19 protein-coding genes are annotated in these 17004 nt (G+C 60.8%); 6 read left to right on the top strand and 13 right to left on the bottom strand.

Going from position 1 to position 17004, the window contains the following annotated elements; translation table 11 throughout:
• Positions 1-222: 222 nt before the first annotated feature.
• The 5 genes from BFW87_RS28650 to BFW87_RS28670 are packed head-to-tail and all read right to left on the bottom strand — an operon-like array spanning position 223 to position 2685.
• The gene (locus BFW87_RS28650; RefSeq protein ID WP_078743081.1) at positions 223-801 is read right to left on the bottom strand and encodes a hypothetical protein; all 579 of its coding nucleotides are present in this window, start codon (positions 799-801) and stop codon (positions 223-225) included.
• Positions 802-838: 37 nt separating this feature from the next.
• Positions 839-1333, bottom strand: coding sequence for a periplasmic heavy metal sensor (locus BFW87_RS28655; protein WP_078743082.1), 495 nt, complete (start codon positions 1331-1333; stop codon positions 839-841).
• The gene (locus BFW87_RS28660; RefSeq protein WP_078743083.1) at positions 1330-1761 is read right to left on the bottom strand and encodes a hypothetical protein; all 432 of its coding nucleotides are present in this window, start codon (positions 1759-1761) and stop codon (positions 1330-1332) included. Before BFW87_RS28660 ends, BFW87_RS28655 begins: the two co-directional genes overlap by 4 nt.
• Positions 1758-2336: an RNA polymerase sigma factor gene (locus BFW87_RS28665; RefSeq protein WP_078743084.1), complete on the bottom strand. Its 579-nt coding sequence runs from the start codon at positions 2334-2336 to the stop codon at positions 1758-1760. Before BFW87_RS28665 ends, BFW87_RS28660 begins: the two co-directional genes overlap by 4 nt.
• Positions 2337-2373: 37 nt before the next feature.
• Positions 2374-2685 carry a YXWGXW repeat-containing protein gene (locus BFW87_RS28670; RefSeq protein ID WP_078743085.1) on the bottom strand — a complete coding sequence of 104 codons (312 nt, stop codon included), beginning with the start codon at positions 2683-2685 and terminating at the stop codon, positions 2374-2376.
• 225 nt (positions 2686-2910) lie between these two features.
• On the opposite strand from BFW87_RS28670, the gene BFW87_RS32100 reads away from it, so the two are divergent.
• The gene (locus BFW87_RS32100; RefSeq protein WP_017253825.1) at positions 2911-3051 is read left to right on the top strand and encodes a hypothetical protein; all 141 of its coding nucleotides are present in this window, start codon (positions 2911-2913) and stop codon (positions 3049-3051) included.
• Here the strand turns inward: BFW87_RS32100 and BFW87_RS28675 are convergent.
• Positions 3048-3296 (bottom strand): DUF1652 domain-containing protein, encoded by a 249-nt coding sequence (locus BFW87_RS28675; protein WP_078743086.1) that lies wholly within the window; start codon positions 3294-3296, stop codon positions 3048-3050. The two genes, BFW87_RS32100 and BFW87_RS28675, sit on opposite strands and share 4 nt — an antisense overlap.
• 245 nt (positions 3297-3541) lie before the next feature.
• On the opposite strand from BFW87_RS28675, the gene BFW87_RS28680 reads away from it, so the two are divergent.
• Positions 3542-4486 (top strand): sensor domain-containing diguanylate cyclase, encoded by a 945-nt coding sequence (locus tag BFW87_RS28680; protein WP_078743087.1) that lies wholly within the window; start codon positions 3542-3544, stop codon positions 4484-4486.
• Between the two features lie 290 nt (positions 4487-4776).
• Here the strand turns inward: BFW87_RS28680 and BFW87_RS28685 are convergent, their stop codons facing one another.
• From BFW87_RS28685 to BFW87_RS28700, 4 genes are all read right to left on the bottom strand, one after another.
• On the bottom strand, positions 4777-5034 hold the full coding sequence (locus BFW87_RS28685) for a hypothetical protein (protein ID WP_078743088.1): 258 nt from the start codon (positions 5032-5034) through the stop codon (positions 4777-4779).
• A gap of 598 nt (positions 5035-5632) precedes the next feature.
• Positions 5633-6541 carry a helix-turn-helix transcriptional regulator gene (locus BFW87_RS28690; protein WP_078743089.1) on the bottom strand — a complete coding sequence of 303 codons (909 nt, stop codon included), beginning with the start codon at positions 6539-6541 and terminating at the stop codon, positions 5633-5635.
• 36 nt (positions 6542-6577) lie between these two features.
• Complete coding sequence (locus BFW87_RS28695) at positions 6578-7273, bottom strand: fumarylacetoacetate hydrolase family protein (protein WP_078743090.1); 696 nt, start codon at positions 7271-7273, stop codon at positions 6578-6580.
• A gap of 66 nt (positions 7274-7339) precedes the next feature.
• Positions 7340-8395, bottom strand: a complete 1056-nt coding sequence (locus BFW87_RS28700) for an AbrB family transcriptional regulator (RefSeq protein ID WP_254865967.1) — start codon at positions 8393-8395, stop codon at positions 7340-7342.
• Between the two features lie 107 nt (positions 8396-8502).
• On the opposite strand from BFW87_RS28700, the gene BFW87_RS28705 reads away from it, so the two are divergent.
• On the top strand, positions 8503-9402 hold the full coding sequence (locus BFW87_RS28705) for a LysR family transcriptional regulator (protein WP_078743092.1): 900 nt from the start codon (positions 8503-8505) through the stop codon (positions 9400-9402).
• Between the two features lie 12 nt (positions 9403-9414).
• On the opposite strand, the gene BFW87_RS28710 is transcribed toward BFW87_RS28705, so the two are convergent.
• A complete protein-coding gene (locus BFW87_RS28710) occupies positions 9415-9744 on the bottom strand; it encodes a hypothetical protein (protein ID WP_078743093.1) in 330 nt (109 codons plus the stop codon).
• Between the two features lie 92 nt (positions 9745-9836).
• Complete coding sequence (locus BFW87_RS28715) at positions 9837-10277, bottom strand: carboxymuconolactone decarboxylase family protein (protein ID WP_078743094.1); 441 nt, start codon at positions 10275-10277, stop codon at positions 9837-9839.
• Positions 10278-10461: 184 nt separating this feature from the next.
• On the opposite strand from BFW87_RS28715, the gene BFW87_RS28720 reads away from it, so the two are divergent.
• The gene (locus BFW87_RS28720; RefSeq protein WP_078743095.1) at positions 10462-11847 is read left to right on the top strand and encodes a PLP-dependent aminotransferase family protein; all 1386 of its coding nucleotides are present in this window, start codon (positions 10462-10464) and stop codon (positions 11845-11847) included.
• Between the two features lie 83 nt (positions 11848-11930).
• Complete coding sequence (locus BFW87_RS28725; protein WP_078743096.1) at positions 11931-12512, top strand: TIGR00730 family Rossman fold protein; 582 nt, start codon at positions 11931-11933, stop codon at positions 12510-12512.
• A gap of 59 nt (positions 12513-12571) precedes the next feature.
• On the opposite strand, the gene BFW87_RS28730 is transcribed toward BFW87_RS28725, so the two are convergent.
• Positions 12572-15064: a TonB-dependent siderophore receptor gene (locus tag BFW87_RS28730; RefSeq protein WP_078743097.1), complete on the bottom strand. Its 2493-nt coding sequence runs from the start codon at positions 15062-15064 to the stop codon at positions 12572-12574.
• A 254-nt stretch (positions 15065-15318) separates the two neighbouring features.
• On the opposite strand from BFW87_RS28730, the gene BFW87_RS28735 reads away from it, so the two are divergent.
• Positions 15319-17004: DUF6531 domain-containing protein (locus BFW87_RS28735; protein ID WP_254865968.1), on the top strand; the 1686-nt coding region annotated here is incomplete at its 3' end.

Below are 17004 nucleotides of genomic sequence, written 5' to 3' on the forward strand. Positions count from 1 at the left end.
CCCGCCGTAAGGGCGGAACCTATTTCAGCCGTTACCGCAGGAATGGATATGTACTCGTTCCAAAACAGGTGGCCGGCACAAAGCGTGTGGTGACCACACTGGCCCCTTCGCAGCCTCGCTAAAGCTCGACAGCTCCCACAGGGGATCTCCTTGGCTCCAACACTGCACCAGCCTTGAAGACTGCGCCTGGCTGGAAGACCGCACCTGCCTTGAATCCCCCGCCTAAACCACCACCTCCTTCTCCAACACCAACGTAATCCCCGTCTGCGAATACACCTTCGACCACGTATTCATCGTCTTGAAATTATCATGATTCTCCCCATCCGCCGGATCCATAAAATCCCCACCCGGCCGCAACATCACATAATGCAACCCCACCACAAACGTCGTCACCACACACAACGCCCGACGGTTCGCAGGCATCGGCGGCGGCGCCCCGTGAATCACCGCAAACCCCGCCTTCACACACAACTCCTCACACGTGGGATACAACTTCGCCAACGCCGTGGCCAAAAAACCCTCCATGTAAATGGTCACATTCAACCCCAGCGACCGCGCCGCCAGCGCCACACTGTGCGGATACGAATACCCGGCCTTCATCGGATCAAACGGCTTGACCACCCCACCGGTCAGCGCCCCGGAGGTGAGTTTGTACAGCTCGACCTCACACATATTGGTGCGCAACGCATCCGTCGCCGATAGCCCGCCGGGCAACGTAGCGTCCAGCTCAACAGCCGCACACAACAACGACGCAGCGCCACAGGAAAAATCAAAAGCCTGTTTCTTTTTTGCAGCCGGCATACACGCACTTCCTTAGGGGTTGTGCGGGCTTAACGGCTCAAGACCGGGGTTTATTCCCGGCCGTCTGGATAAATTTTTCTTTAGTTTTGGCCTGCCCACGCTGGTACAACGCCTCCACCAGTTTCTGCCGCTCATTCTGGGGCAAATTGCTCGCAAACTGCGCCAGAGTGCCGTCCACCATCGCCCTGAGCGCCACGTCTGCCTCACGCGCCTTGGCCAGTTCCGTCACCAGCGCATCGCGATCCAGCGTCGGCGCTTCCAGTTGCTTGATCACCCCCAGACGCGCCTCGCGTCCGGCCATGATCAGCGGCTGGCTGTCAGCCCGGTTGTGCCGCAACAACTCGCGCAATTCCTTGCGCCGCTCTGCTGGCAACTTGATCATCGCCTGACGCAAGCCATGCTGGTTGACCACCGCTTCGGCGGGTTTGGCCGCCGCCATCCAGTGATAAAGACCACCGCCCACGCCGCCGATCAAAAACACGTTGAGCAACACCGACACGACCAGCCAGGGTTTAAGGGATTTGGGGGTCATTGCTCGGTTTCCTCGGCGTTGACGGTGAAGACGACATCAGCGTCGCCCTGATCGAAGACGCTGGGCAGCACTTCGGATGACAACATCGGCAACGGCACGCTCAACGACGCCACCAACACCCCGGCGGCGATACCGGCAATGCCCACGCCGACTAACCCGGCCGGCGATAACCAGTTGGCATAGCGCGACCAGAATGACCCACGTCGCGGTGCCGACTGGCGAATCTGCTGCGTCAACGCCGCGTCAGCGAAGGCCAGTTCATAACCGTCCAGTTGCGTGTCGAGCCAGGCGGCCTCGCGCAACACCTCCCGAGCGCTGGTGTTGCCACTATCGAGCAACGCCTGGGCCGAGGCCTGTTCGGCGACAGGCCAGCGATTCAGGCTGGCACCGTAGGCTGAGGCCAAATGCGCAAATCGTTCAGGTGTCATGGTTTTCCCCTTCCCTGGCGGGCGAGCCCGGGTGTGTCGGCAAGTTGGCTGCGCAACTGGCGTCGGGCCCGCGACAGCAGGCTCTCCAGTGCCTCGACGCTGATGTTCATCAGGGCCGCGGCGTCGATGTTCGACAGCTCCTGGTAGTACTGCAGCACAATGGCTTCGCGCTGGCGCTCGGGCAAGGCCGCCACGGCGGCGGCCATCCGGGCACTGCGGTCAGCGGTTTCCACCTGTTCTTCCGGGGACGCTGCGCTGTCCGCCAGCTCAAGCACCTCGTCCTCGTCCAGCGGGCGTTCCTTGCGGCGGCGCAAACGGTCATGGCACAGGTTGAGCGCCACGCGGTGCAGCCACGTGTCGAAACGCGCTTCGCCGGGGCGCCAGTTGGCCGCCTGGCGCCAGATCCGCAAAAAACTTTCCTGGGCCACGTCCTTGGCTTCATCGGCATCCCCCAGCAACCGGCCGGCGAGCGCGAGCAGGCGCGGCAGCTTGCGCTTGACCATCTCGTTGACGGCTGCAGGTTCGTTGTTGCCGATACGTGCCAGTAGCTCAACGTCCGGATCAGTGTCTTTCAATCAGGTAATACTCGGTCCGGGGGCTAAATGTCAGGTGTCAGTGGATCCAGTGCCCTTCGCGCCAGGCCCAGTTCGGGCCACGGGATTCCCAGTGCCCGGGTTCCCAGCGCCCGCCGCGTTCCACTACCTGCCAATGGCCCGGCACCCAGGCGTAGGCACCGCCTTCCCAACGCCAGTGGCCGCGGTCCCAGGCGTAGCCGGGGCGTTCGGCGGGGATCACTTCGACGCGCTCGGCCGGCGGCGCCTGACGAATGATCACTTCGGTTTGGGCAAAGCTCGGCGTGCTGACTAACGCGGTGAAGGCCAGCGGAACAAGCAAGGCGTAGCGCAATTTGGCCAGTAAGTTCATGGCAACTCCTTCAGAGGGCGGGCGAAAATGCACGCTGCTGATGGGTTGAACGCTGGGGGCAGAAAAATCCGTCGCGAAATAAATAACTATTTTTTTGACGAGGATCGAAGGGAAGTATTGCTCAGGGGATAGAGGTGCTTGATGAAATGTTTGAAAGCATGGCGACGGATTTGTGCAGGTGGCGGCGTTCAACGGTTAACGCAGCACACATCAAGAGGAAATATCATGCCCCGTCGCCTAACACTGCTTGTCGCCGCCCTGTTGATTGCCAGTCTCAGTGGCTGTGTGATCCTGCCGGAACACCGGCATTGCTGCTGGCGCTACTACGGCGCCGTGTCGACCCAGGCAGACACCGTCAACAGCTAACCCACCGCCGCAAACCCACGGCGCCCGGCCTTGAGTTCGGTGCGCAGTTCGCCAATAAGGTTTGAGATGGAACGGATGCTGTCCAGGCCTTGGGGCGAGACCCGCGTCAGCAGCAGGTCGACGCGGCCGGACGTCGGCTCAAACACGCTGATGCGCAGCGAGCCGTCGCTGTTCAGGCTGCAATCACAGGCCAGCGGCAGAAAGCCCGAGGCCATGATCTGGTTGAGTTCAGTGATGGATATCATGATAAAGCCCCGCCCCCGGGTTCTACCCTGTCGGTGTGATGCATCCAGAGTAGATAAGGTTTTGGCTGCTACTGAACAATTAATTCAAAAGTGATACCTGCGCCTCATTTTGCCCTGAAAACGTTGGGGCGCTGACGCCAGAAACCAGGCGCACGACCTCTCGTCTGCTGCCCCGCCAGAGACTTGACTCAAGGTCTCGTTCACAAGAGGCTCATGGCTCTTTGCCTTCTCAAGAGCTGCCTTCCATGAGCATCGATCTCCCGAGCCCGCCCGACAGTGACGTGTACAAAACGCTACTGGAATCGACCAAGGCCATTCCCTGGCGCATCGATTGGCAGAGCATGACGTTCAGCTACATCGGCCCGCAGATCGAAACGCTGCTGGGCTGGACCCCGCAAAGCTGGGTCAGCGTGGATGACTGGGTCGAACGCATGCACCCGGACGACCGTGAATACGTGGTGAATTTCTGCGTGTCGCAATCGCGCGCCGGGGTCGATCACGAGGCCGATTACCGCGCGCTGACGGTCAACGGCGACTATGTGTGGATTCGCGACGTGGTGCATGTGGTGCGCAAGGACGGCGAAGTGGAGGCGCTGATCGGCTTCATGTTCGATATCAGCGAGCGCAAGAAGACTGAAGAACACCTGATTCGCCTGCAAAAACAGCTGGAGGAATACTCCTTTCAGGACGGCCTCACCGGCATCGCCAACCGCCGCATGTTCGACACCGTGCTGGAACGCGAGTGGGCCAGCGCCCAGCGCAGCCAGTTGCCGCTGTCGTTGATCATTCTCGATATCGACTTTTTCAAGCAGTACAACGACAGCTACGGCCATATCAAGGGCGATGAGGCCTTGCGTCAGGTGGCGCGCACATTGTCCCAGGCGGCCAACCGGCCACGGGATTTTATTGCGCGCATCGGCGGCGAGGAGTTTGTGTGGTTGTTGCCGGAAACCGACGCGGCTTCAGCCCGGCAAGTGGCGCGGCGTTGCCTGCACCTGATTTGCCAGCAGCAGATTGAGCACGGTTCTTCTCCGGTTTCCCATTTGCTGACGCTGAGCCTGGGGGTTGGCACACAGATCGTCACAGCCGACAGCGCGATGCTCGGGTTTGTCGAAGCCGTGGACAAGTTGCTGTATCAAGCCAAACGCAATGGACGTATGCGCGCGGAGTTTGCCGACAGTGAAGTTTGACGTGAAGGTCAAATTCCGGGCAAAAAAAATCCCAAGTAGCTGATGGAAACTTGGGATTTAAAAATGCATAAACCGTGGGAGGTGAACGCCCGCTATAGTACCGATTGTAAAAACCTGTAACAAGATTAATTTGATCCTTTCGTCGGATTGAAAGACGCGTAAGTCATTCAATAACCACACATTTTTTGAGGCGTAAAACAGGTTAAGTGCCACTTTTTGGTGCAAGTTACGCTTATAACCGATCACACTTCGCAGCGTTATTTCCATTATTAAAATAACGGCATGGATGGTTATGGCGCGGTTGTTTTGGAATAGCGCTCTTTCAATTCCTTACACGCATCGACGGGTTCCAGGCTGTCAGGCAATGCGGCACGCGCGATATTTTCGACTTGCCGGCAAATCGTCAGGCGCTCGGCGGCTTCTGCGCGCTGTTGATCGACCTGAGCGTTGAGCCGCACGAAATAGACGCCGAGCAGAACCGCGACGCAGACAACACCGACCACAAAGTAGCGAAAGTTGTCTGGTGCAGGCGGTTCGGGTGGGTTCATGGTGCTAGCCCGCCCCTCTCTTCGGGTAGCGCGATGGCGAAGAGCATGTCGACATCGTCCTCGGTCGCCACGCGGATAAGCGTTTGCATATGAGCCTCCAGGGTGAAGGGCAAAATTGTATGCAAATTGAAACACGGCGTATGTCGTGGATTTGTAAAAGTCGGGATTGCGGGGCAAAGCCGCTCGACAAAATGGCCGAGATCAACTGTGGGAGCTGTCGAGCCCCGGCGAGGCTGCGAAAGCGGTGGGTCAGGCGGCATCTTTTTTGGCAGTGCCGCCGCCTTCGCAGGCAAGCCAGATCCCACATTGGAGCTTCATCGCTGGCAAGAAAGTGCCCGGCGCGATGGCCCTGCCAGCCGAGATTTTTCCAACACCACAGATCCCCTGTGGGAGCTGTCGAGCTTTAGCGAGGCTGCGAAGGCGGTGGGTCAGGCGACATCTTTATCGGCAATGCCGCCGCCTTCGCAGGCAAGCCAGCTCCCACAGTGGTGCTTCATCGCTGGCAAGAAAGTGCCCGGCGCGATGGACCTGCCTGGAGAGTTTTCTCAAACACCGCAGATCCCCTGTGGGAGCTGGCTTGCCTGCGATAGCGGTGGGTCTACAGCGGCTGCGCCTGTTGCTGACGGCGAAACTGCCCCGGCGCCAGGCCATGGGCTTTGCGGAAACAGCGGGAAAAGTAGGCTTCGTCGGTAAAGCCGCAGCGCTGGGCAATCACGCCGATCATCTGCGCACTGTTGAGCAACAAGGTGCGCGCCAGTTGCATACGCCGGTCCAGGACCAATTGGGAAAAGGGTTTTCCGGTTTCCTTGCGCAATAGATGAGTCAGGTAGTTCGGCGACAAAAAGGCCGCGGCCGCCGCGTCGGTCAGGTTGAGGCTTGGCTCGTGCACATGCTCGCGGATATAGCCTTGAACCCGTGCCAAGGCATCTTTGCGCCCGCGCCGGGTCGCATTATTGGCGGCGAACGCCTGCAACGGCTCGGCGTACCGCTCACACACCAGCCCGATCAGCTGAAACAAATAACCCTTGAGCCGCTCGCGGGCACCGAAGGTGCGATGGGCATCCAGCGTGCGCATATGCGCCAGCCAGGTTTGGACCTCATTGAAAGCTTCATCATCAAGGATGAAATCCAGCTGTTCCTGAAAGCGGAACGGCGACAACTCAGGCGCCTGGCCGATGGGGATGTCTTCCAGGTCCAGCGGGTCGCAGGTCAGTTGCGGCAGGAAAAACGCCTGGCTGAAGTTGATCAACATGAACTCGCCATCCTCGGGATGGGGGATCACGTGCAGGCGATGGGGCAGGATAAACGCCAGCGCGTTGCGCGGAAACGGCCGCACGGCGCCACCGATGTGCTGCACGGTGTCGCCGCCGAGGTTGATCTGAATCTGGAAATACTCATGCCGATGGGGGCTGGTCAGCGCCGCCCGCCCGCGTTTGTCGCGGATATAGAAGTCGGGGCGGTCGCTGCGCTGTTCCATGCCATAAGTGGTAACGCGGGTGCCTGGCATAACGGTCTCTCGAATGGCCTGGGCACCACTTTAGCCTCAACCCTGGCTAAGGGTGAAACTCAACTCGCCCAAGCCCTCGATACCGGCGCTGACTACATCGCCGGGCTGCAACGCACCGACGCCGGCGGGCGTGCCGGTGAAGATCAAGTCGCCAGCCTTCAGCGCCACGGATTTGGAGGCGTAGCTGATCACTTCACTGACGGACCAGATCTGGTCAGCCAGGTCACCGACCTGGCGCTGCTCGCCATTGACCTTAAGCCAGATTTTCCCGGTGGAGGGATGCCCGACGGCGCTCACTGGCTGCAAGGCAATGGTCGGCGCCGATTCATCAAACGCCTTGGCCCATTCCCACGGCCGCGAAAGTTTTTTCGCCTGGGCTTGCAGGTCGCGGCGCGTCAGATCAATGCCGACGCCATACCCCCAGACGTGGGAAAACGCCTCTTCAGGGCTGATATCCACCCCACCCTTGCCGATGGCCACCACCAGTTCCACTTCATGGTGCAGGTCGGCGGTCAGTGGCGGGTAGGCGATCACACCTTCGGCCGGTACCACCGCATCCGCCGGTTTCATAAAGAAAAATGGCGGCTCGCGGTCCGGGTCATGCCCCATTTCGCGGGCGTGTTCGCTGTAGTTACGGCCCACGCAGAACACGCGGCGCAGTGGAAAGCGCGCGTCGCTGCCCGAAATCGCCAGGGATGGGAGTTGCGCCGGGGTGAATACGTAATCAGTCATGGCCTGTGCCTCTGTGTTTACCTGGCGCCAGTATGGCCAGCGGCGCCGAGGCAAAGTTGGACGGGCTTACGCAGATTTTGCACTGGCCGGTGCTTGTGCACTCAATGATCGCTCCAGCCAGTGATACAGCGGCAGGCACGCGGCCTGAATCAGCAGCATGCGGATGATTTGCATCGCCGTCACCAGCGTCACCGCGAGCCCCAGCGCCTCGGCGGTCAGGCTCATTTCCGGCGCACTGCCCGGCATCATGCCCAGCGCCAATGACAACCATGGCATACCCAGCCACGTGCCCAGGCCCAATGCAGCAAGCGCCGTGGCGATCACCGAACCAGCCAGCAGCACCAGCACCTTCAGCAAAAAGCCCGGTGCCCGTCGGAAAAAACCACGGTCAAAGGCCACACCCAGCGCGCAGCCGATCAGCAACTGGCCGCAGCCACTGAGCCAACCCGGCATGCTCATCTGCAAATTATTGCAACCTACGCCAACCGCGCAGATCAGGAATGGCCCGAACGTCCACGGGTTAGGCAGGTTGCAACGCCTGAACCCCAGCGCCGCCAACCCACCCATGGCCAGGATGAAGATCAACCACGGCCAGATCACCGGCAACGGCGCTCGCGCCACCGCATGGGCCATGCCAAAGGTGGCGACTGCCGGCACCGCCAGCAGGATCAGTAACAACCGGATGCTATGGGCGGCAGCGATGAAGCTGGTATCCGCCTGCCGCTGCCGCCCCAGATGCACCATCTCGGTGGAGTTGGCCGGCATCATCGCAAAAAACGCCGTGCCAAATGAAACACCCCAGCGGTGCAGCACCCCTACCGAACACAGCGCCAGTACCAACGTCAGCAGCACTGCAACCACCACCAGCCCGAGGTGGGACGCCACTTGCTGCATCACCGGAGAGGTGAAATGGCAGCCAATCGCCACTGCGACGATCACCTGCCCGACTTTGCGCCCGTGGGGAATTTCCGGCACCCGCCCGCCTGCGCAGCGGGTCAGCATCACCGCGAGCAATGAGCCAATGACCCAAGGCAACGGCCACCCCGCCCAATGGGCCAGGCTGCCGCCCACAGCGCCAACAAGCAGGGTGAGCAGCCAGTACTGGCGAAGATTAAGGGTCATGATGAAATCCGGCATGGAGAAGAGTGCCGACAGGTTATAGACTGCCGAGCATCACAAAAAATATCCATTTGTGAAGCATTTCATCACTCTTTGTTATGTGAGCTCGCATGAACCTCAAGGCCCTGGAGTACTGCGTCGAAATCGCCCGTCAAGGCAGCTTCACCAAGGCTGCGCAGGCGTTGCACGTCGCCCAGCCAGCGCTGAGCATGGCGGTCAGCCGCCTCGAGGATGAACTGGGTGTGGCGCTGTTCAACCGTGCCACGCGGCAGATCAGCGTGACGGCCGAAGGCCAGTTGTTCCTGGCGCGTGCCGAATCCTGTCTACAGGGCCTGGCCGGAGCACGTCGCGAATTGCAGGACCTCGGCCAATTGCACAGCGGCGAAATCCGCGTCGGCGTGCCGCCCATGTACGGCATCCGCCACATTCCTGAGCTGCTGATGCAATTTCGTGCCCGCTACCCGGGGGTGGCCATGCACGTGGTGGAAGGCAGTGCCGATGACATCAACGAACGCCTGGCCACGCGGGATATTGACGTGGCGCTGCTGGAGTCGCGGCGGGTCGATCCGGAGTGGGAGTCGGTGTTGCTGGGCAGTGACGAAATGGTGCTGTGCATGAGCGAGAGGCACCGGCTGGCGGGGGCGACGTCGATCTCGGCAGAACAGTTGCAGGGCGAGCAAATGCTGGTATTCGACAACACCTTTCTGCAGCGCCATTTGCTGGACCGTTTTTGCAACGCTGCACGGGTGCGTTTCAACATCGCGCTGGAAAGCAACTTCATTCCGTTGGTCATAACCGCCACCCGCAGCGGCATGGGTGTTTCCACCCTGCTGCGTTCGGTTCAAGAGCAGGAACCCGGCATTACCGGTGTGTCGTTTGCGCCGCCACAGTTCATGCATTTCAACCTGTGCTGGCGCGCCAACGAATACTTGTCCCAGGCCAATCGATGCTTTATCGAAACCGCCAAGGTGTTTTTCCAGGAAGATGCCGGCTCGCCGTTGTCCCGTTAAGCCCGCAGGCGATCACTTGCGTGCGACTTTGTAGCGCAGGCAATCCTGATAAAAACTCTGGCGAATGACCTCAGGCTTAAGCCGTGAGCGGCTGTCGTACGTTTGCTCGGTGATGCCCATGGCCATCATGCGCATCCACGATTTGTTGAACTTGATCGTCTGGATCTTCTGCCGCGCGGCATACAGCGACACGCCCGACAGCTTGAGTTCCTGAGCCCTGGCGGCAGTGCCGGCGCCCCAACTGCACATGTACTTGTCACCCTCGCGCAGCTCCCGTGCCTGCACGGCAGCCGCGCCACCCGCCAATGAGCAGGCGATCAGCATGATTCCAACAGTGCGCATTTGCTTCCTCACCTAACCACCTGAAAATAAAAGTGATTCTGGCGAGGATTTTGTTACAAAGGGGCCATTAAATTGCCTTATTGCGCAATGTTTCAGCTTGCCGCTGCCGGGGTGGTGCGGAAGGTGATGCCGAGTCGGTTGAAGGCATTCATCAGGGCGATGCCGTAGGTCAGGTCGGCGAGTTCCTTGGCACTGAATTCAGCGGTGGCGGCTGCGTAATCCGCGTCCGACACAGCGTTGCGGGTCACGGCCTCGGCGAAGGCCAACGCGATGCGTTCGCGCGGGGTAAACACATTGCGGGCTTCGTGCCACACCGGTACCAGCACCAGTTTGTCCACGGCCAAGCCTTGTTTGAGCAAGTCCCGCGAATGCATGTCGATGCAGAAGGCGCAGCCATTGATCTGTGAGACGCGCAGGTAAACCAGGTCGATCAGGGCCTTGGGCAGGCCGCTGTTTTGCAGGTAGACATAGACGCCGCCGAAAGCCTTGTAGCCTTCGGGGGATGCTTGGGTGTAATCGAGGCGAGTGGTCATGGTTGAATCCTGTATGGGTTGAGTGAAGTGCCAGTGTGGGACGCCATGGCTCACCCCTGAAGAGCCATGAACCGGCCTCACGCATGGACCATGATGGCCTAGCCGCCAAATCCATTTATGGCGCTGTTGCCTGCGTCATGAAGCCGCTACAGTGCCCTCAGCCGCGACCTGGAATTAAGCGCTCATGCCCACCTTGCCACCGCTGGACCCCAACGACGCCGAACCTATCTACCGCCAGCTCTACTGGCGCTTTCGCAGGTCGATTGCCGACGGTTTGCTCAAGCCCGGCGAACGCGTTCCGGCCGCGCGGGCGCTGGCCAAGGAGCTGGGGCTGGCGCGCGGCACCATCGATAACGCCTACGCATTGCTCACGGCCGAAGGCTATATCGAACCGCGCGGGCAGGCGGGTACCGTCGTTTCCCACGGCGTACAGACCACCCTGCCCACCCGCGTTGTCATCGCGCCCTACCATGCCGCCCGGCAACACGCGCCGCTGCTGCCGTTTCAGATGGGCCTGCCTGCGCTCGACGCATTCCCGCGCAAGATCTGGTCGAAAATTGCCGCCCGCTGCGTACGCGCCACGCAATTGGCTGACATGGCCAACCCGCCGGTCCAGGGCCTGCCCGCATTGCGCACTGCGATTGCCAGCTATCTGCAAGTGGCCCGGGGCATCCACTGCGCGCCGGAGCAAATCTTTGTCACCTCGGGTTATCGCAACTCCCTGAGCCTGATCACCCATGCATTGCTCAAGCCCGGCGACAATGTGTTAGTGGAGGACCCCGGCTATCTACCGACCCGACCGCTGCTGAATCATTTACACATCCAGACCCAGCCGGTGCCCGTGGACCACGACGGCTTGTGCGTGCAGCACCTGGGCGACGCCCGCGCGGTGATCGTTACACCCGCCCACCAAAGCCCTTTGTGTGTGTCCCTGTCATTGCCACGCCGCCTCAACCTGCTGGAGTGGGCCAGCCGCCAGCAGGCCTGGATCATCGAGGACGACTACGACGGCGAGTACCGTTACGTGAGCCGCCCATTGCCTGCACTCAAGAGCCTCGACCGCGAAGGTCGAGTGCTGTATGCCGGCACGTTCAGCAAAGTGCTGTTTCCCGGTATTCGCCTGGCCTATCTGGTGGTGCCTGCCGCGCAGGTTGCGCACTTTGAACAGGTCAGCCAAACCTTTCTCGGCAACAGCCCGGAACTCACCCAGGCCATCGTCGCCAGCTTTATGGCCGAAGGGCATTTCGCCCGGCATATCCAGCGCATGCGCAAGCTGTATGGTGAGCGCCGCGAGGCAACCGCCAATGGCCTGCGCAAGGTGTTGGGCGAGCATATTTCAATAGATGCGCAGCCCGGTGGCATGCACTTGATTTTGCGGCTCAAGGCGGCGCAGTCGGACCGTTTACTGGCGGAAAAACTGGCCGCTGCCGGAATCTACGCCGAAGCCTTGAGCGGCTGGAGTGTCAATCAACAGATCAGCCCCGGCTTGCTGCTGGGCTTTGCCAATATCGACTCCCAGGCCCGCGCCGAAGCACTGGGCCAACGCATTCTGGAGTGCCTGATGGCCTAGCCCTGAAGCAGTTTCTTGGTGCTGGCCACACAGGCCATCAGGCGCGACACTGCCCTGCTTGCCCCTACCTGTCAGGATCGACCATGCGCAGCCTCACGATTTTCTGCGGTTCCAACTTCGGTACAGACCCTCGTTACGTTGACGACGCCAAGGCGCTGGGCCGTGAAATTGCCCGACGCGGTATCCGCCTGGTCTACGGCGGCAGCGCCAAAGGCTTGATGGGCGTGATCGCCGAGAGTGCCCTCGCCGAAGGCGGCGAAGTGGTCGGCGTGATCACCCGTTTGCTGCATGACCTGGGGCACATGCACCCCGGCCTCAGCGCCTACGAAGTCACCGCCGATATGCGCAGCCGCAAAGCGCGCATGAGCGAAATGGCAGAGGCCTTTATCGCCCTGCCCGGCGGCTTGGGCACCTTTGAGGAATTGCTTGAGGTGATGACCCTGACCCAGCTGGGCGAACACAGCAAAGGCGTGGCCTGCCTGAACACGGCGAACTTCTTCGCGCCCTTGCGCAGCCTGTTTGAACATGGGGTAAAGGAAGGCTTCATGAAAGCCGAGCACAGCCAGATGCTGCTGCTCGAAGACAACCCCGGCGCCCTGCTCGATGCCCTTGAGCGGTGGCAGGCGCCGGTGGTCACAAAATGGATTGAGCCGGCCCCGCGTTAACCCGTTTCGGCCTTGGCGGTGTTGCTCCCGATTCCTGTCGCCAAGGCCTTTTTTTCAGATCACCACTGGTAGGTCGCGCTCGCCTGCACGGTGCGCTGCGAGCCATACCAGCACCACGAATAGGAATAGCAGGACGCGACATATTCCTTGTTCGCGAGGTTAGTGGCATTCAACGCCAGGCGCAGGTTGTCCTTGGGGCTGGCGATATTCGGGATGTCGTAGTGCACCGCCGCATCGACCAGCGTGTAGCCCGGCACTTTCAGGGTATTGGCGGTATCCCCCCAGGACGACCCCACATAACGCGCGCCCGCCCCTACGCCGAAGCCTTTGAGCTGGCCGTCATGGAAGGTGTAATCCGCCCAGGCCGACGCGGTGTGGCGCGGCACGCCGTAGGTGGTGGTGCCTTCCACGGGAATCGCCGGGCCGGTGCCAATGTCGCTGATCGGCGCATATTGCACGGTGCTGTTGGACTTGCTCGCGCGGTTGTCCAGGTAAGCGTAGGCCGCCGTGATATCGAGGTTATCGTTCAGGCTGGCCTTGCCTTCCAGCTCAAAGCCACGGGATTGCTGTTCGCCGTCCTGGATGCTGCAACGGCCGTTGCCACACAGGTGGCTTGGATCCGGGTCCATAGTCGGCACATTGCTCTGGCGCAGGTCGAAAATCGCGGCGGTGATAAAGCTGTTGCTGCCCGGCGGCTGGTACTTGATGCCGATTTCATACTGCTTGCCTTCGGTCGGCTTGAACACCGAACCGCCGTAGCCGGTGCCGGACTGCGGGTTGAACGACTCCGCATAGCTGGCATACGGCGCCAGGCCGTTGTCGAACAGATAGACCAGACCCACGCGCCCCGTGAAGGCTTTGCTGTCCAGGGACGACTTGCTCTTGGCGCCACTGCTGAGGGTTTTGGTGGTGCTATCGGTGCTGGCCCAGTCATACCGGCCGCCAAGCAACAGCACCCATTGGTCCCACTTCATCTGCTCTTGCAGGTAGACGCCGGTCTGTTCGCTACGTGAGGTGGCATCGGTGCTGAACGCGGGCGTGACCACCGGCGCGCCGTAGACCGGGTCGAAGATATCCAGGGTCGGGCCTTTGCCATAGCCTGCCTTGGTGTCGGTGCTGATGTTCTGGTAATCGAGGCCGGTCAGCAACGTGTGCTGCAACGGCCCGGTGTCGAATTTGGCTTGCAGTTGATTATCGAGGGTGTAGGCATCCATATCGACATCGGTGGCAATGGTCGAACGATTGGAGGTGCGGTAGTCCGCCTGCAGATTGCTGTTGTAAATGCTGCGATAAACGCCCTCGGCGCGCATGTAGCGGGCGTTCTGACGCACCGTCCACACGTCGTTGAAGTGGTGCTCGAAGGCGTAGCCGAGGGAGTAATGCTCCCGATCGCTTTTCTCGAAGCGCTTTTCGCCGTCGTAGAAATCCACATCAATCTTGCGCCCGATGGAGCTGCGCAACACCGAGCCCCAGGCCGGCACCGAACCGTAGGACGCTCCCTGGGGGTCTTTCTGGAAATGCCCGAGCAGGGTCAGCGAGGTGGCATCGTCCGGGCGCCAGGTGAAGGCGCTGGAGAGTGACTGGCGGCGCGTCTCGGTGTGTTCGACCTGGCCGTCGGCATCGTCGAAAAGGCCGGCGACGCGGTAGGAATAGATACCCTGATCGTCGATCGGTCCGCTCAGGTCAAAGGTCGTGCGCTTTTTGTTGAAGGTGCCATATTCCACGCCGATTTCATGAAACGGTGTGTCCAGCGGGCGTTTGGTGACCATGTTGATTACCCCGCTCGGCGTGCCCTGACCGTACAGCACCGAGGCCGGGCCACGCAGCACTTCCACGCGCTCCAGGTCGAACGCGTCCTTTTGCGGCGAGGCGTCACGGCTCGACGGCAAGCGCAGGCCATCAAGGTAAGTGGCCGGGGCAAAGCCACGGATGGTCAGTTGGTCAAGACGCGAAGCCGTGGCGCCGCGGGTTTCCGGGACCACCGCAGCGCTGTAACGCAGGATCTGATTGAGGCTCTCGGCATTCTGTGCGCGCATCTGGTCCTTGGTGACGATGGAAATCGACTGCGGCGTCTCGATCAGCGCGGTGTCGGTCTTGGTGCCCGACAGGCTGCGTGTGGCCACATAACCCGCCACGGGCCCGGTGGGGCTTTCGCTTTGGTAGGCGCCGTTGATCGTGGTGGCCTGCAATTCCATGGCGCCGCCGTTATCCGGGACTGGCTCCAGGCGGTAGCGATCGGCGGAAATCTTCAAAGCCTGCAAGCCGCTGCCGGCCAACAGTTGAGTGAGCGCCACGTCGGTGACGTATTGCCCGCTTAACCCATTGCTGCGCTTGCCCCGGGTCAAACCCGCATCAAACGCCAGCACCAGCCCCGCCTGTTCGGCCAGGCTATTGAGCGCCTGGCTCAAGTCGCCCGCAGGAATCGAGAAGCGGCGCAAGGCACTGCTGCTTTCTTCTGCAAAGGAAGACTGAACGGTCAGCAACGGCACGGCGGCAAAGGCGAACGCCACTGACAGGGCCAGTGGATGCAAGGGACGAGCGAGGCGCGACATGGGAAATCCTGCGTAATAGAGGTTCTATTAACCTTGACGGCCAGGTCTGGAAATCGGGCAAGGATGAGAGTGATTTTTATTTGTGCGACTTCCTCGCAATGAGTCGAGTCGCTTTTTTGTGTAGTCCTTCGGGATAGTTTTTCGCGGTTTTTTCCCGACTCAAGTCGTCCCATTCTGATTTTTTCAGCCGTTCATCCAGCCGCTTTTTGCTGCGGCAGACTCCGACGCCTTGCCCTTTTGCCGAGACGTCACGGATGACCCACGCAGCCCACATTGCCCTGATCGAACACGAGCTCAATGGCTTTTATAAAAGCCTGGCGGAATATCGCCAGCAGATGGGCGCCTGGTATTCGCAAGCGCTGGATTCGGTCAGCCATGCCGCGGATTTGCCCTCGCTGCTGGGGATGGAGCGGGTGTTGCGGGTGGGCAACTCGCAGACCGTGGTGAGTACGACCGATCCGGACGTTTTAGGCACTGTCGTGATGTGCCAGCTGGGCGGCGAACTGAAGATCGAAAGCAAGTTTGAGTCGGTGTATGACGTGCCGATCGGCGATATCCCGGTTGAAGTGATCGGGCTCGATGACGGCAGTTCCACGGTTGTGATGCTCGATGAACACGGCAAGGGCTCGCACCACTGCGCGGCAGGTGGGCGCTATCAGGTGCGGGTGCAAGGTGGCGTCACCGAGGAACAGGTGGACGCGCTGTTTGCTTCCTACGCCGGGCTGACGGCGGACCTGGAGCAGTGGCTGCGCGAGCAATGGAAAGACTTCAAACCCTATTGGCAGCAGTCGACCGCCAGCGCCATCGGCAGCGGCGTGTTGGCGGGCAGTTGGGCGGCAATCAAGGAGGTGTGGGACAGCATCAAGCTGGTCCAGGCGATCCTGGAAGATCCGTTGAAGTTCGGCGAGCAGTTGGGGGATCAGGCGGCCAAGTTGGCGCAGTTGGCCACCGACACACCCAAGGTCATGGAACAGGCCATGTTGCTCGCCAGCGATGAGGCGGCGCTGTACCTGATGGTGCGCACGGCGATGCTCTGGCTTGACGCGCTGCCACCCGGCGAGATGGCCGAGGTGGGCACAGGGTTTGTGGTGTCGTTGCTGATTGATCTGGTGATTGGTGCAGTGCTGACCATCGCGCTGCCGGCGGCGGGTGTGGCTTATCTGGGGTTGCGGCTGGTCAAGTACGGCGCGCAGATTCTGGAGGCGGCGGTGGGCTTTGTCCGAAGCCTGCTCGGGATTCTGACGAAGTTTATGCAGGCAGTGGATCGCTACAAGGCGGTGGCGGTTCGCGGCGTGGTCGGCGGGTTGAAGCAAGGCACGATGCAGATGCGCTGGCGGGCGCGGCAGAACGCGGTGCTGAAGCAGAAAGAGCACGTCGACGATGTGCCCTCGTCGGGGAAGAATCCCGCAGGGGATGCGGCCGCCTCGGCTGATAAAACCGCTACCAACGGCTGCCCGGTGTCGATGGTGACCGGCGAGGAATTGCTGACACTGACCGATGGCACGCTTGACGGGATTTTGCCGTTTGAGTGGACGCGGTTGTATCGCACCAGCGCCGTGGAAGTGGATTGCGGGTTGGGGTTTGGCTGGAGTCATTCGCTGACGCAGCAGCTGGCGGTGGTGGGTGATTCAGTGGTCTGGACGGATCACGAGAATCGTTCGACTGAGTTTCCACTGCCTACGGTTTTCCGGCCTGCGATTACCAACAGTCTTGCTGAGGCCGCGATTTACCTGGGTTCGTTGCCTGATGAGTTGGTGCTGGCGCAGGGCTCGCGGTTCTACCACTTTCGTGATGGCACGCTGACGGCGATCAGTGATGCGTATGACAACCGGCTGCGGGTTTCCCGGGATCTTTGGGGGCGGGTTGAGCGGCTGGATAACGGTGTGGGGCGCTCGTTGTTTTTGCGCTACGAGCGTGGTCGCATTGTTGCGGTGGATTAC

Source organism: Pseudomonas fluorescens, from assembly GCF_002022275.1.
In the GTDB taxonomy this organism is placed as follows: Bacteria; Pseudomonadota; Gammaproteobacteria; order Pseudomonadales; family Pseudomonadaceae; genus Aquipseudomonas; species Aquipseudomonas fluorescens_AJ.

Bases quoted from the DNA above. Each gene is read 5' to 3' on its own strand.
- BFW87_RS28650 (WP_078743081.1), bottom strand. From the start codon at position 801: ATGCCGGCTGCAAAAAAGAAACAGGCTTTTGATTTTTCCTGTGGCGCT.
- BFW87_RS28655 (WP_078743082.1), bottom strand. From the start codon at position 1,333: ATGACCCCCAAATCCCTTAAACCCTGGCTGGTCGTGTCGGTGTTGCTC.
- BFW87_RS28660 (WP_078743083.1), bottom strand. From the start codon at position 1,761: ATGACACCTGAACGATTTGCGCATTTGGCCTCAGCCTACGGTGCCAGC.
- BFW87_RS28670 (WP_078743085.1), bottom strand. From the start codon at position 2,685: ATGAACTTACTGGCCAAATTGCGCTACGCCTTGCTTGTTCCGCTGGCC.
- BFW87_RS32100 (WP_017253825.1), top strand. From the start codon at position 2,911: ATGCCCCGTCGCCTAACACTGCTTGTCGCCGCCCTGTTGATTGCCAGT.
- BFW87_RS28675 (WP_078743086.1), bottom strand. From the start codon at position 3,296: ATGATATCCATCACTGAACTCAACCAGATCATGGCCTCGGGCTTTCTG.
- BFW87_RS28680 (WP_078743087.1), top strand. From the start codon at position 3,542: ATGAGCATCGATCTCCCGAGCCCGCCCGACAGTGACGTGTACAAAACG.
- BFW87_RS28685 (WP_078743088.1), bottom strand. From the start codon at position 5,034: ATGAACCCACCCGAACCGCCTGCACCAGACAACTTTCGCTACTTTGTG.
- BFW87_RS28690 (WP_078743089.1), bottom strand. From the start codon at position 6,541: ATGCCAGGCACCCGCGTTACCACTTATGGCATGGAACAGCGCAGCGAC.
- BFW87_RS28695 (WP_078743090.1), bottom strand. From the start codon at position 7,273: ATGACTGATTACGTATTCACCCCGGCGCAACTCCCATCCCTGGCGATT.
- BFW87_RS28700 (WP_254865967.1), bottom strand. From the start codon at position 8,395: ATGACCCTTAATCTTCGCCAGTACTGGCTGCTCACCCTGCTTGTTGGC.
- BFW87_RS28705 (WP_078743092.1), top strand. From the start codon at position 8,503: ATGAACCTCAAGGCCCTGGAGTACTGCGTCGAAATCGCCCGTCAAGGC.
- BFW87_RS28710 (WP_078743093.1), bottom strand. From the start codon at position 9,744: ATGCGCACTGTTGGAATCATGCTGATCGCCTGCTCATTGGCGGGTGGC.
- BFW87_RS28715 (WP_078743094.1), bottom strand. From the start codon at position 10,277: ATGACCACTCGCCTCGATTACACCCAAGCATCCCCCGAAGGCTACAAG.
- BFW87_RS28720 (WP_078743095.1), top strand. From the start codon at position 10,462: ATGCCCACCTTGCCACCGCTGGACCCCAACGACGCCGAACCTATCTAC.
- BFW87_RS28725 (WP_078743096.1), top strand. From the start codon at position 11,931: ATGCGCAGCCTCACGATTTTCTGCGGTTCCAACTTCGGTACAGACCCT.
- BFW87_RS28730 (WP_078743097.1), bottom strand. From the start codon at position 15,064: ATGTCGCGCCTCGCTCGTCCCTTGCATCCACTGGCCCTGTCAGTGGCG.